The organism is Methylocapsa sp. S129 (assembly GCF_009765995.1).
Taxonomy (GTDB): Bacteria; Pseudomonadota; Alphaproteobacteria; order Rhizobiales; family Beijerinckiaceae; genus Roseiarcus.
Genome location: NZ_LMUI01000020.1, coordinates 137,936 through 151,308, shown reverse-complemented (window position 1 = coordinate 151,308; position 13,373 = coordinate 137,936). Strand labels below are relative to the sequence as shown.

The window sequence follows — 13,373 nt, the reverse complement described above, 5'->3', positions numbered from 1 at the left end:
CAGGGAATGCTATTCGTATGACGATCAGAGTTCAGCGTCTCGACCCGCTTTGGCGCGCGTATAAGGACATTTCGCGGACGACGGCGGGCGGTTTGCGGGCGAGTGCGTTTCGCCGCAAATCGCGCGAGGCGAGCATCGCAACCCTCGTAATCGCGGCCGCGTTCGCGCTGCCGTCGGCGGCTCGCGCCGCCGGTGGCGCTGCGCCGCAGGCGCAAGAAGCGCAACCGGCGACCGAGCCGGCCGCCGCGTCCGACAACACGCCGACCTCTGCCGAAAAGACGCCCTCGCTAAGGCATGGCGGTATGGTGCGCTATGACAAGCCGGTGTTTCATAACGGGCACCGGGTTCTTTGGCACGGCGCATGGCGTGATGGCGGACGCGCCGGCGAAACCGCCGCTGCGCCGGCGACAAAACCCGAATCGAACGCCGCCGCGCCGGCCAGCACGCGCGATATTCTTGTTTTAGCGGACGGGGCCGATGCGTCGGCGACGCGGATGGCCGCCGAATTCGCGCAAGCCATGCAAAGCGGCGGTCTGCATGTGAAGGCCATCGCCGGCAAAACTTCGGCCGCCGCGTTGGACAAGGTGGTTGACGCCGATTCAGCCGATCTCGCTGTTGTTCCGATGGACGCCATGGGCGATTCCAGCAATGGGTTGACAGACAAGGGCGCGGATTGGCGCGCACGGGCGCCCTATGTTGTCCGGCTCGCCAACGAACCGATCGCTTTGATCGCGCCGCGCGCTATCGCCGACATTCATCAGCTCGCTGGTCGTAAGGTTAATGTGGCCGCCGCGGACGGCGCTACGGCGGCAAGTGCGGCTATTGTCTTTTCGCGGCTGAACATCGCGCCGACGATGACCAATGAACCGCTGTCGGACGCGCTTTCACATCTGGCGCGCGGTGAGATCGACGCGATCTTCGTGGTCGGCGGCGGCGATTCCAAGGCTTTGGCCGATTTTGGCAAGGATGGGCGCTTTCACATCGTCTCCATTCCTTATGCCCCCGCGCTGCAGGCGCTTTACTGCCCCATGCGGTTGACTTCGCACGATCAAGCCAATCTCATCGGCGTTGACGACAAAGTCGATACGATCGGCGTGCCTACCGCGCTGCTGGCGATCGATGCGGCGCCAGATTCGCCGCGCACCGCCCGGATCGCGCCGATCGCAGACCGTTTGTTCGCGCAATTCGACCAGAGTGTTGGCGTTCTTCGCGGCTCCCGGTGGAACGATGTCAATCTCGCCGCGAGAATCCTCGGTTGGCCGCGCTTCGGCGCGACGCAAGCTTGGCTCGATCAGAACCAAGGGACCCCAAACGCCGCCCTCGATACGTTCCGTGGCGCGGCGGAAACGGCCGCGAGCGGCAGCGATGGGCCGGGCGGCGCAGATTCCGATAAACTCTATGAGAGCTTGATGAAATTGAGCGGGGCGGCGCAATGACGGGAGACCGTAAATGCCCAATCTGATTGGACTAGGCGCGGGCGCGGGCGCCACGGCGTTGACTTTGGTGCTTGGCTTGGCCTTTTGGCCGCCGATGGAAAAGACGTCGCTATCGAGTAAGTCCGTAGTGTCACAACCGGTCTTCGTCGTCAGTTCGACGCCCGCGAAGCCGGCGCCGGCCGCTGCGGCGGCGGACGCCAATACCGACGCCGCCGCGATAGCCAAACTGACAGTTGCGCTGCAAGCGAATCCGACGACAACTACGGCGAGTCCAGCGGCGACGCGTTCAGTGAACTTATCCCTCTCCGCTCCGGGCGCCTCGTCGCCTGTCAGCGAGACCGCTAGGCGGCTTTGCGCACAGGGGCTGGTCGCGATGGCGGCCGGCGATATTGCCGGGGCCCGCCCCTATCTCGAACGGGCAGCCGAGGCCGGAGATGTCCGGGCTCTTATGGTGCTTGGCGAGAGCTACGATCCCATGACGCTCGCCCGCATGGGCGTTTTGGGCATCAAGGGCGATGCGGGCAAGGCGCGCGACTATTACGCCAAAGCGTTGGCGGCCGGGATGGGCGCCGCGCGCGAACGCATGGCGGCGCTGGAAGCGCCGTAACCCCTTCAGAATCGTCGCGCGTCCTGCGCCGACGTCGCGAAATGAGCGCGCCGACTTCGATTGCCGCGCCTTTACGATTTCGTTTCCGTCTTGCTTGGCATGGGCTGGATGGGCATTCCAGGGCCGATCTTCTGCAGATTGCCAACGATGACTTGGTCGCCTTCGGCGACGCCTCCGGTAATGGCGACGAGATCGCCGTCCGTCCGACCGAGCGAGACGAGACGCTGGTCGACCTTATTGCCTGCGCCGACGACATAGACATATTTGCCGAGCTGGCTTGATCCAAGCGCGATTTGCGGCGCCATCAGCGCATCGGGCTGTTCGCGGATATGCAACTGAATGCGGACATACTGGCCCGGCAGCAGATGAAAGTCGGCATTGCCGATCGTCGCGCGGGCAGTGATCGTGCCGGTCGCGCGATCCACCATATTGTCGATGAACGTCAGTTCGCCCTTTTGGGACGGCTGTGTTTCGCCGGGTAGAAGAATATCGGCTTCGACCTTGCCTGCCGCGCGGGCCTTCTGAAGTTCAATAAGATCCGTCTCGCTGGGATTGAATGTGACGTAGATCGGATCGAGTTGAACCAGATTGTTCAGCACGGTGCCCGAAGCGCCGACAAGCGTCCCGATCGGCGCCTGATTGCGTCCCAACCGCCCCGCGAAGGGCGCGCGAATCTCGGTATAGCCGAGATTCAACTGCGCGCCGCGAATCGCGGCCTGATCCATAGAGAGCGCGGCCTCGGCCTGGCGCATATTGCTCCCGCGCTGGTCGAAAGCATCCTTGGCGAGAAAGCCAGTCTTTGCGAGCTCAGTGCCACGATTGAAATTGGAGCGCAGATAATCAAGCGAAGCGGCGTCGCGTTCGGCTTGGGCGTTGCTCTGATCGAGCGAAGCCTGAAAATCGCGCGGATCGATTTTGTAGAGCAGGTCGCCCTGTTTGACGTCGGCGCCATCGGGCGCAAGTTGCTCCTTGAGATATCCCGACACTTTCGCCTGCAGCGTCACATTGCCGATCGACTCGGTCCGCGCCGAATATTCGAGATAAATAGGCAGCGTTTTTTTGACGATTTTCGTCACGGGCACGGGCATCGCCATCATCGCGGGGCTTGGCGTCGCGGCGCCCGCCGCGCCGGCGACAACATTTTTTGCATTGCGATCGAGCACATGCCAGACGGCGATCGCGGCAAACACGACGCCGGCTCCAAGAACAATTTTCCAAACTCTCATCACATCGTCTCCAAATTCATTCCGCCGCCTGAGGGTTCGCCTCGGGGCCATAAGTCGATGACGCCGACGCCGGGACAGGCGCGCTCGCGGGGCGACGCTCGCGCAACCGCTCGATGACGGCGTAGAAAACTGGAACGAAGATCAGGGTCAAGATTGTCGCGGCGACCATGCCGCCAAACACCGTCGTTCCAATCGATTGCCGGCTCGCCGCGCCGGCGCCTGTTGCGAACACCAGCGGCAGCACGCCGAGGATGAACGCGAAAGCGGTCATCAGGATGGGACGCAGGCGAAGACGCCCCGCCTCCATCGCCGCCTCGACGATTTCGAGCCCTTCTTCGCGCCGCCGTCTGGCGAATTCGATGATCAGAATGGCGTTCTTGGCGGCCAGGCCGATCAGCATGACGAAGCCGATTTGCGAATAAACGTCAATCTGCATCTGGCGCACCCATAGCGCCAGCAGCGCGCCAAAGAGGGCGAGCGGCACGGCGAGCAGCACCATGAAGGGCATGGTCCAGCTTTCATACTGGGCGGCGAGAATCAAGAAGACGAAGACGATCGCCAGTCCGAACACCACCGTGGCGATCGAACCCGCTTTGAGCTCCTGAAACGTAATGCCCGTCCATTCGTAACCGAAATCGTTGGGCAAGGCGGTCGCCGCCGCTCGCTGCATCGCCGCCACCGCCTGGCCAGAACTGAAGCCTGGCGCGGCGGCGCCGTTGATCAGGGCCGATCCATAATTGTTATAGTGAGGAACGGTTTCCGGACCGACGATTGGGCGCAACTGGCCGAGCGTGTTCAGCGGCACCATGCCGCCCGTCGCATTGCGCACATAGAGCCGCGAAATATCTGTCGCGGAAGCGCGAGCATCCTTGTCGGCTTGCATCGTCACGCGGAAAGTGCGGCCGAACAAATTGAAATCGTTGACGTAGAGCGAGCCCAGATAAATCTGCAATGTGTTGAACACATCGGGCAGACTGAGGCCGAGCAGCTTCGCCTTGTTGCGATCGAGATCGTAGGTGAACTGCGGCGTCGAAGTGCTGAAGGAGCTGAACATCTGCTGCGGGCTCAGCTCCGGCTGCTTGCGGGCTTCGGCGAGCAGCGCTTGCGTCGCGTCATTGAGCGCGACGGCGCCGCGGCCTGCGAGATCCTCCACTTGGAATTCGAATCCTCCAGTAGTGCCCAGCCCGTTGATCGACGGCGGATCGATGGCCAAAACGAAAGCGTCGGGAATCATGAACAGCTTCGGGCGCACCGACGCGAGGATGTTCGCCACGCTCAGCGCCGTTCCGCGTTCGTCCCAAGGCCTGAGGACCGCGAATTCGATCGCGGAATTCGACTGCTGGGCGTTGGTCAGAAAGTTGAGGCCGCTGATCGAGCCGGCAATGTCGACGCCCGGCGTGTTCTGAAGGACATCGCGCACCTGCTTGGCGACCGCGTCGGTGCGCTGCAGAGAGGCGCCGTCGGGGAGCTGCACGATGATGAGGAAATAGCCTTGGTCCTCCACGGGCAAGAAAGTCGAGTTGAGCCGCTCCGACACCGCATAGGTCGCAACCAGCCCCGCCGCGAACAATCCAAGCATCGCCCAGCGCCAGCGGATGAAAACGCGAACCGAGCGCGCATAGGCGTGCGAAAGCCATTCAAAGCCTGCGTTGAACCAGCGGAACGGCGCGAAATGGGTGGGCTTGCGCTCGCGCAGCAACGCGGCGCTCAGAGCGGGGCTCAGCGTCAACGAATTGAACGCGGAGATCGCCACTGAGATCGCTACGGTCAACGCGAACTGATTGTAGAGGCGGCCGGCGACGCCGGGGATGAAGGCGACGGGAATGAACACCGCCATCAGCACTGCGGTCGTCGCGATGATCGGGCCAGTGACCTCGCCCATCGCTTTGCGCGCCGCCGCGAGCGGCGGCAGGCCGGCTTCAAGCTGACGTTCGACGTTTTCGACGACGACGATCGCGTCGTCCACGACAAGGCCGATCGCCAGCACCATGCCGAGCAGGCTCAGCATATTTAGCGAGAAACCGAGCAATTGCATGACGATCAGCGTTGCGATCAACGACACCGGAATCGCGATCGTCGGAATGATCGTCGTTCGCCAACTCTGCAGGAAGACGAACACGACCGCGATGACAAGGATGAGCGCTTCGGTAAGCGTGATCACCACGTCATGCATCGAGGCGGAAACAAACCGCGTCGTGTCGTAATGCATGGCGTAGTCGATGCCGGCGGGGAAGCGCTTCGACAATTCCTGCATCTTGTCCTTGACACGCTGCTGCAGTTCCAACGCGTTGGAGCCAGGCGCCTGGAAGACCGCGAGCACGACACTCGGCTTGTCTCCGAAAAAGGCCGAGGAGGAATATTGCAACGCGCCGAGCTCGATGCGCGCGACGTCGCGCAGGCGCACCACGGCGCCGTCCGCTGCGTTGGCGCGCACGACAATGTCGCCGAACTCCGTCGCATCGCTCAACCGGCCGACGGCATTGACCTGCATTTCGAACGGCGTGCCCGGCGGCGCCGGGGACTGGCCGATTTTGCCCGCCGCAACCTGCAGATTCTGCTCGGCGACGGCGTTCTGGACGTCGACGGCGGTAATGCCAAGATTGGCGAGCTTGTCGGGATCGAGCCAGACGCGCATCGAATAGCGGCGCTCGCCGAATATCTGGATGTCGCCAACGCCTGGCAGACGCTTCAACGGGTCGGCGATCTGAAGATAGGCATAATTGCTGAGAGCAACGGGATCGACGGATCCGTCGGGCGAGACAAGATTGACGATGAGGACGAAATTGGGGTTCTGTTTCTTGATCGTCACGCCGCCCTGGTTGACGATCGCCGGCAGCGACGAAGCGGCTTGGGACACGCGGTTCTGGACGTCGACGGCCGCGGTATTGATGGGATAGCCGACTTCGAACGTGATGGTGATGGTCGACGAGCCGTCGTTGGAGCTCGCCGACGACATATAGGTCATGCCTTCGACGCCGTTGATCTGCTCTTCGAGCGGCGTGGTCACGGTATCCGCGACGACTTGCGCGCTGGCGCCGGGATAAATGGCGTTCACCACGACCTGGGGCGGCGTCACGTTTGGAAATTGCGAGACCGGAAGCAGAAAATAACAAATCGCTCCGGCGAGCACCATAACGACAGCGATCGCCGAAGCGAAAATCGGCCGCTGGATGAAGAAATTCACCATGAGCAATGCGTTCCGCAGATGTTTCCGGAAGCCTTCGCCGCAAGCGCCCCGGACACGGATCGCGCCGTAGCCGATTCGGAAAGACGATCGAGAGACGTCCAATGCAGATAGTCGGGAATCGGCAGGCTGGATTTAGCGCCTGTTTTCAAGGCTACGATCGGCTGCGTCGGCGCGCGTCCAGCCTGGAAACGGCCAGCGAGGGAATGCAGCATCTGTTCGAAGGCTCCGACATCGACGTGGTCCGCTTTCATCAGAGCGCGCGTTAGCGGATCCGCCAGAAGGTCTTCAAGCGTCGGCTCCGCACAATGCGCGGTCCTGAAATCCGTATCCCCATCGGCAACCGATAGAAAGCTGCTTGTCGCATCCATGGGTTTGATCCTTTTTGTTGCTGCGCCAATCAAACAGCGACGCCAGCGGTCCGCGTCGCCCGGCAAGATCGAGACCAAGGCGCGGTCTTGACTAACGCAACGTCGGGTGTTACCGGTAAGTAACAGCACGGAAGATACAGACCGGTCACACCCTAGTCAATAGTCACGACAAACAAATTTCGGGAGCAGGAGACACTCACTTGGTAGAGGAATGCGCCACGACAAGGCTTCGCCCACGCGATCGGATTGCCGGCGCCGCCAGAGACCTGTTTCATAGGCACGGGATACGGGGCATCGGCGTCGACGCGATCGCGGAGGCGGCCGGCACCAACAAGATGACTCTTTACCGTCACTTCGGATCGAAGGACGATTTGATCATTCAATGTCTGCGCGACGTGGCGCTTGAGGCCGAACACTGGTGGGTCGAACTCGAAACGGACCACCCCGGCGATCCCCTGGCGCAACTGCATGCCTGGATCGCGGGCTGCGCTGAATGCGTTTTCGGCGACGACCGGGGCTGCGACCTTGCGAACGCCGCGGTCGAATTGGCCGAAACCGATCATCCCGCGCGGCGGGTGATCGAAGAAATCAAGACCAAACAGCGCAACCGCCTCGCGAATCTGTGCAGGGAAGCGGGGATCGCGCAAGCTGACCTTCTCGCTGACACCTTGTCGCTTTTGCTCGAAGGCGCCCGCGTGAGCCGGCAAAGCGTTGGCGTCGAAGGACCAAGCGCAAAATTCGTGCGCATGTGCGAGGCGATTATCGCATCATTCCAGAATCCAAAATCGGCGGAGAGGCGGAGAGAAGCGCCCGCTATGGCGGCAAACTGACAGCGCGCATTCCCGCGCGCTGAGATTTCTCGCTTTGCTATTGCGCAACCCTGGCCAGCACGTCGCGCAGCGGATTGCTCGTCCAGGCGCTATTGACGAAGCCGTTGTGATCCACGTCGCCAGCGTCGATAAAGGCCACGACCCCGGGGCCTAGTGTTTCCGGCATCCCGTCCTGCACATTGACGCCAGCTTGCGCGAGGCGGCGGCGCAGAGCCTCATTCTGATCATGCGAGGATTTCGAGTAGGCGCTGACGAAAAAAGCGCGATTGTGCTCGCGCTCGATCCAGTCGGCGAACTTGTCTTCCTCCCCGTAGAGCGCGTCCAGCAGTACGACGCCGCGCACGCGTTCCGAAGCGCCCCCCTGCGCCAGCGCAAAGGCGGCCGGCAGATACCCGCCGCTATAGGCGACAAGGATGACCGGCATGCGGCTGAACGTGCTGCGCGAAGCGCCGGGATAGAGCGCGGCCAGCTTGACCTCCGCCTCATCCAGAAATTCGGCGAGCGCGCCGGGCTTCCAGAAACGGCCGGCGCTTGAATCCATCGCATCGACCGCCATCTGCGGCGCAATCATTACGCCATTGAGGCCGGAATCGGCGAGCTGGCGCGGCGCCTGCTGGCGATCGAGCACGTCCCGGGAGAGCGTCGCCTCATTGCCGTGGAAAAATATCACGAGATCGCCTGGATTGCGGCTGTCGAAATTCTGCGACGCTGCAAGCAGAACGTGACGGTCGCTATAAGTCGCGTCCTCCCAATAGACGCCGCCGCGCGGCGACTGATGGCCGAGCCGGCCTTTGTCGTCCACGTTCATGAACGGACGATCCTTGCCGGGATTGTCGGCGCTCGCCGGGATCAGGCCGTGATAAGGGAAGGCGGAATTCTGGAATTCCGGCATCGCGACATTGACGCCGCCGGCATTGGCGAATTGCGGCCCGAAAGAACCGTTCGGCGTTCCGGCTTCCCTGGTCACAGGCGGCCCTCCGGCGCAGCTCGCAACCAGAAGAGCCAAAGCCAATCCCGCTGCGGCTTTCGCAAGACGAGATGCATGCCGACTGTCGCTCATGCGTCGCTCCGAGCCGATCAACTCAACACTCGCGCCATCGCAAACGGAGGCACGGCCCTTGGTCAGCCATTCAGTCATTTGCTAGCGCATAATCCTTACTCAAAAGTCAGCGCTTTCCCTCGGGATTACGCAGCGCGGCGCGACGAGCCGCCCGATATTACGCCGAAGAACGCCGGCAAGGCCAGAAGGTAGGCGCAGCCGGCGATCTCGATCACCGCGCCAAGCCCGAAATTGGTGGCGATCACCGGCGCCGCGGCCGCGCCGATCACCGAGAAGCATCCGTTGACGCCCCAGGCCCAGATGAACATGTGTTCCTTGCCCAACCGCCCAAGCGTGGTCATCGCAGTCGGCATCGGGAATCCCATCAGGAAGGCCGGCGGCGCAATGATGGCGAACGACAACAGGAGGCGCACGCCATAGGGAAAGGCGCCGATCGCGTCGAGCGCATTGTTGATGAAGAAGGCGTAGCCGATCAACAGCCCGCCAATGGCGACAAACAGGATTGGCATGATCGTACGCATGCGCGGCAACACGCGCTCGGAGAGAAGCGCGCCCAATCCCGAAAAGACCAGCATGCCGGTGATCAACACCGAGGCCGATACGGTTGGATTGCCCAAAGCCATCACGAAATGCGCGATCAGTCCGACCTCGACCATGATATATCCCGCGCCAAGACAGGCGAAATAAACGATGGTGAGGAATTTACCGCGAGATTTCGAGAAGATCGTACGCCAACCCCACAGAACCGGAATGGCGAGCAGAACGGTCGCCGTGACGCAGGCGACGCCCAGCGTCGCCCATATCAGCAGATAGCCCCATTCGTCTTGCAACAATTCAAGCCGATCTGTGATCCTGGGAAGATCGGCCGTCTTCACGTAGGCGGCGAAATAAGGGGCGTCGTTGGTCAGCAAGCGCGTATCGAAGACATAACGTTTGGCGATACCAGGCCATTCGCCGTTGATCAGCGAATGCCACGCGAGGCGCCCCATGACGGTCGCGGGAAGGATGCCATTGTCGGCATTCGCGCCAGGCTGGTCGCTTGGCGCCGTCGGATCGGCAGGTCCGGTGGAGTCGGCGGGGCCGGTCGGATCGGCGGCCGCTTGCGCATCGGTCGCCGGGATCGGCGCAGCCGGTCCACCCGCGGCGCCGGAGAAAATCTGCGCGACATAGCCGTCCAACGTGCGATCGGTCTGCGTGCCGTCATAGAACAAGCCGGGCGAATAGATCTCATCGAACGACATGTCGTGCGTATGCTTGCGCAACTTGTCGATTTCGTCGGCGGTAAATCCGCCGCGCTTGAACAGAACCGTCGCCGTCGAGAGATAGGAGGACGAGACAAAGAACGAATCGGCCATATGAGCGGGATCGACGTTTTTGGCGGCGGCCGCCATCGTAGCGTAGAGCTTCAGGATCGATTTGGGCGGCTCTTCCTTGTTCCACAGCGTGACCGACAATATGCCGCCGTCGCTGAGCGCGCGCATATAGGTTTCCATCGCCTCGCGCGTGTAGGAGAACTTCTCGACGATCGCAAAGCCGCCCGGATTAGACAGTCCGACAGAATCGGCGAGACTCAAGTCGACAATGTCGAAGCGCTCGTCGGTATGGGCGAGGAAGTGGCGGCCCTCATAATCGATGACGCGCACTTTTGAGAGAATGTCGCCGGTGAAATCCTTGATCACTGGATCATGGAAGGCGGCGAGCACCGCCCGATTGCCTTCGGCGACTGTCACGCTGCTGGAGCCGGAACGCAAGGCCAGCGCGCTCGATATGCCGCCGCCGAATTGCGTGATGAAAGTCTTTGGATTCTTCTTGATGACGTAGGGATAGTACATCGGCAGGAAACGGAAATAGGCCGTGTCCTTGTCCGGCAGGTTGCGGATGATGCCGATCGGCCCGTCGCTGTCGATATACATCGCGAGATAGGCGTTGGCCGGAATGTTCGGCAGGTTGAATGCGGCGTTGTCGGAGAGGCCGGGCGCAAAATGCAGATAAGAGCTGGAATAGGCCTCGATATAGCCGAACGGCGAAACGCTCTCGTAGACGCGTTGTGCATCCGGAAATTTACGGGCGTAGGCGACGCCTTTGTAGTCATTGACAGCGAGCCGACTCCAGCCGAGCGCCGGCGCGGCGATGAAATGGCCGCCAAAAGCGATAGCCGCGAGGACGACAAGCGGAACGATCGTGCGCAGGCCGCCTGGGCCGACGGACCAGGCAATGCCCGCGGCGAACCACAATGCAAGCGGCGCGGCGATCAGGTCTTCCGGCTTGAGAAGATACATCGCCGCCAGAAACACCAGGCCGCACAGGCCCGAGCCCGCCAGATCGGCGAAATAGACGCGCCCAAACGTGCGGTTGCTTTTCAAAAACACACAGCCGAGGAACACGGCGCCGGCGAGAAACGGCGTGAGGTCGGCAAGAAATATTTGGAGCAGCTTCCACTTCTGCGCGGGATCAGAGACCAGAAATATCGCGTTGAAGCCGAGCTGCTGGACATAGAGATTGGCGCCGACGGCGAGCGGCCCGAACAAGGCGAGTGCGACGGTGGCGGCGATGCGCCAATGGCGCTGGAACCATTCCTTGGCGACGCACATCACGGCGCTGGTCAGACCGAAGCCAAGCATAGCGAGGCTGACGACCAGCGAGCCAAAATGCGCCCAGGAGCCGACTGAGAAGACGCGCATGATATCGATTTGCAGCGCGATAACTGCGCCGGCGGCAAGGCCGACGGCGAGATAAAGCGCCAGGCGCCCGCGCCCGTCGAGAACGATGTCTTCAGTGGCGACGGGGGTCAGAGCGAGCGGATCGGGCGCGGCGAAGCCGTCGTTCATAGCGCCGCCCTCGGCAGCGGAATGCGCGCCCTTCTCCCACACGCGATCACCGCGGCCATCAATTGTTATGCGTCCCCTTGATCGCGTCGCCTTCAAGTTTGGTGAAGGGCACGAAGGGCACGATCTTGCCGCCGTAGATGTCGGAACGGGCGACGGTGATGGATCCGTCGGCGCCCTGGGTCTTGACGACCTTGAGCACGCGCTGGGCGCCCGGCGGCCCGACGGGAATGACCATAATGCCGTTCGGCTTGAGCTGCTGCAGCAGGGGCGGCGGGATGTGATCGATGCCGCAGGTGACGATGATCTTGTCGAAAGGTCCTGCGTCCTCCCAACCATAATAGCCGTCGGCGTTCTTGCTGCTGATCGCTTTGAATTCGCTGTAGCCGGCTGCGATCAATTCGTCATAAGTGGCGCGCGTTCGCTCAGCCAGCGGCTTAATGATCTCGATGGTGAAGACCTTGTCGGTCAGATGCGACAGATAGGCCGATTGGTAGCCCGATCCGGTGCCGATTTCGAGCACCTTCTCGCCCTTCTTGACGTCGATCGTGTTGGTCATGCGCCCGACGATATGGGGCCCGGAAATAGTGACGCCAAAGCCGATGTCGAGGAAGGCGTGCTCATAGGCGCGTGGGAGATTCGGCGCGCGCACGAATTTTTCGCGCGGCGTCAGCAGAAACGCGTTCTTGTTGCGGTCGTCCCAGAGATCTTCGTTGCGCACGAGCGCGCCGAAGCGGTCGAACCGTTCGCCAAGATATTTTGGATCCTCTTCGCGCTGGGCGACGCCCCAGGCGACGAACTTTTCGCGGCTGTCCGTCGGCGGCGCGAGGTCGAAGGTGAAGGGCGTTGGCAACACTTTGGCCGGAGGAGTCGCAGGCGCCGCCGGAGCGGCGGGCGCTACCGGAGTCGCCGGGGCGGCGGGGGCCGCCGCAGCCGGGGCCGGCGCATCATCGGCCATCGCCAAGCGCGACGCCAGCGCGCCAACCAAAAGCCCGGCCGTCCCGGCCAGGAAGTTACGTCTTTGCACCGAAGGCCTCCTCAATAGGATCACGTAAAGCGCGGTCGCCCGGCCTGATAGCCCATAATGCGCCAAAACGCGACAGATGATTCGCGGTGCGATATTGTAACGACAATTGCGGAGAGCGACGCGGGAAGTTCAAGGCCTGCGTGTCAAGACGATTGGCCCAACGCCGGACAGGCGTCGGGACCGGATTTTTGAGATTTAGCGGTTGCCGAGGGGATCGCGAGCCCATTCCTTCAGCGAGCGCGCCCGGTGGTGGGGCGCATAAGCCAGCGCCGCGACGTTGCGATGGGTATGATGCAGTTGGGCCATCGCCCCGCCCCCCGGAATTGCGCCGACAATCGAAATCGCCGCGCCTTGCGACTGGACCATCGCAAAAAGCGTCGCCGCATTGGCGGGCGCCAGACGAATGCAGCCGTGCGAGGCCGGGCGACCGAGGGCGCCGACCGCGGTCGTTCCGTGGATCGCATATTGGCCGTAGAAGAAAATCGAATGCGGCATCGGCGCGTTATTATATTTCGCTGAATGGACCATCACGTAAAGCCGTTGCGGTCGAAACTGGCCGTGCGGCGTCAAATGGCCCGCTCGCCCCGATGAAATCGGCCAAGTGTAGTTGGCGCCGTCGCCCGACGTGACATTCATGGTCTGGGACGAAAGATCGACGTCGATCCTGACCATCGCATGGGCGAGGCTCGACATCGCAAAAAGCGCAAAAAGAGACAGCAGAACTCTCTGAAATGAACGCATGACGCAACTCGCAAACAGAACGCGGGCGGCGCTTGCGCCATTCCGGCACATCGGCAATAGCGAGCG

The 13,373-nt window shown here is 62.1% G+C and carries 10 protein-coding genes; 3 read left to right on the top strand and 7 right to left on the bottom strand.

Features of this window, described 5'->3' with window-relative positions:
- Nucleotides 1-17: 17 nt before the first annotated feature.
- Both GSQ90_RS13400 and GSQ90_RS13395 read left to right on the top strand, forming a co-directional pair.
- Entirely contained in the window at nucleotides 18-1,436 is a 1,419-nt protein-coding gene (locus GSQ90_RS13400; RefSeq protein ID WP_158815333.1) for a TAXI family TRAP transporter solute-binding subunit, read from the top strand.
- A 13-nt stretch (nucleotides 1,437-1,449) separates the two neighbouring features.
- Nucleotides 1,450-2,043 carry a hypothetical protein gene (locus GSQ90_RS13395; protein ID WP_158815332.1) on the top strand — a complete coding sequence of 198 codons (594 nt, stop codon included), beginning with the start codon at nucleotides 1,450-1,452 and terminating at the stop codon, nucleotides 2,041-2,043.
- 71 nt (nucleotides 2,044-2,114) lie between these two features.
- Here GSQ90_RS13395 and GSQ90_RS13390 read toward each other — a convergent pair whose 3' ends face one another.
- Genes GSQ90_RS13390 through GSQ90_RS13380 form a run of 3 tightly spaced genes read right to left on the bottom strand, consistent with a single transcriptional unit; the run spans nucleotide 2,115 to nucleotide 6,824 of the window.
- A complete protein-coding gene (locus tag GSQ90_RS13390; RefSeq protein ID WP_158815331.1) occupies nucleotides 2,115-3,269 on the bottom strand; it encodes an efflux RND transporter periplasmic adaptor subunit in 1,155 nt (384 codons plus the stop codon).
- A gap of 16 nt (nucleotides 3,270-3,285) precedes the next feature.
- Nucleotides 3,286-6,456 (bottom strand): efflux RND transporter permease subunit, encoded by a 3,171-nt coding sequence (locus GSQ90_RS13385; protein ID WP_158815330.1) that lies wholly within the window; start codon nucleotides 6,454-6,456, stop codon nucleotides 3,286-3,288.
- Complete coding sequence (locus GSQ90_RS13380; RefSeq protein WP_158815329.1) at nucleotides 6,450-6,824, bottom strand: hypothetical protein; 375 nt, start codon at nucleotides 6,822-6,824, stop codon at nucleotides 6,450-6,452. The genes GSQ90_RS13385 and GSQ90_RS13380 overlap by 7 nt, the downstream gene beginning before the upstream one ends.
- 200 nt (nucleotides 6,825-7,024) lie before the next feature.
- Here GSQ90_RS13380 and GSQ90_RS13375 point away from each other — a divergent pair, with 200 nt between their 5' ends.
- Complete coding sequence (locus GSQ90_RS13375) at nucleotides 7,025-7,654, top strand: TetR/AcrR family transcriptional regulator (protein ID WP_158815328.1); 630 nt, start codon at nucleotides 7,025-7,027, stop codon at nucleotides 7,652-7,654.
- Between the two features lie 37 nt (nucleotides 7,655-7,691).
- Here GSQ90_RS13375 and GSQ90_RS13370 read toward each other — a convergent pair whose 3' ends face one another.
- The 4 genes from GSQ90_RS13370 to GSQ90_RS13355 all read right to left on the bottom strand — a co-directional run bounded on the left by GSQ90_RS13370 (nucleotide 7,692) and on the right by GSQ90_RS13355 (nucleotide 13,307).
- Complete coding sequence (locus GSQ90_RS13370; RefSeq protein ID WP_158815327.1) at nucleotides 7,692-8,714, bottom strand: alpha/beta hydrolase; 1,023 nt, start codon at nucleotides 8,712-8,714, stop codon at nucleotides 7,692-7,694.
- 125 nt (nucleotides 8,715-8,839) lie between these two features.
- Nucleotides 8,840-11,542, bottom strand: coding sequence for a hypothetical protein (locus GSQ90_RS13365; RefSeq protein ID WP_246731588.1), 2,703 nt, complete (start codon nucleotides 11,540-11,542; stop codon nucleotides 8,840-8,842).
- Nucleotides 11,543-11,600: 58 nt separating this feature from the next.
- A complete protein-coding gene (locus GSQ90_RS13360; protein WP_246731587.1) occupies nucleotides 11,601-12,566 on the bottom strand; it encodes a protein-L-isoaspartate O-methyltransferase in 966 nt (321 codons plus the stop codon).
- A gap of 195 nt (nucleotides 12,567-12,761) precedes the next feature.
- The gene (locus GSQ90_RS13355) at nucleotides 12,762-13,307 is read right to left on the bottom strand and encodes a L,D-transpeptidase (RefSeq protein ID WP_158815326.1); all 546 of its coding nucleotides are present in this window, start codon (nucleotides 13,305-13,307) and stop codon (nucleotides 12,762-12,764) included.
- Nucleotides 13,308-13,373 lie beyond the last annotated feature (66 nt).

Bases quoted from the DNA above. Each gene is read 5' to 3' on its own strand.
- GSQ90_RS13355 (WP_158815326.1), bottom strand. From the start codon at position 13,307: ATGCGTTCATTTCAGAGAGTTCTGCTGTCTCTTTTTGCGCTTTTTGCG.
- GSQ90_RS13365 (WP_246731588.1), bottom strand. From the start codon at position 11,542: ATGAACGACGGCTTCGCCGCGCCCGATCCGCTCGCTCTGACCCCCGTC.
- GSQ90_RS13395 (WP_158815332.1), top strand. From the start codon at position 1,450: ATGCCCAATCTGATTGGACTAGGCGCGGGCGCGGGCGCCACGGCGTTG.
- GSQ90_RS13400 (WP_158815333.1), top strand. From the start codon at position 18: ATGACGATCAGAGTTCAGCGTCTCGACCCGCTTTGGCGCGCGTATAAG.
- GSQ90_RS13370 (WP_158815327.1), bottom strand. From the start codon at position 8,714: ATGAGCGACAGTCGGCATGCATCTCGTCTTGCGAAAGCCGCAGCGGGA.
- GSQ90_RS13380 (WP_158815329.1), bottom strand. From the start codon at position 6,824: ATGGATGCGACAAGCAGCTTTCTATCGGTTGCCGATGGGGATACGGAT.
- GSQ90_RS13390 (WP_158815331.1), bottom strand. From the start codon at position 3,269: ATGAGAGTTTGGAAAATTGTTCTTGGAGCCGGCGTCGTGTTTGCCGCG.
- GSQ90_RS13385 (WP_158815330.1), bottom strand. From the start codon at position 6,456: ATGGTGAATTTCTTCATCCAGCGGCCGATTTTCGCTTCGGCGATCGCT.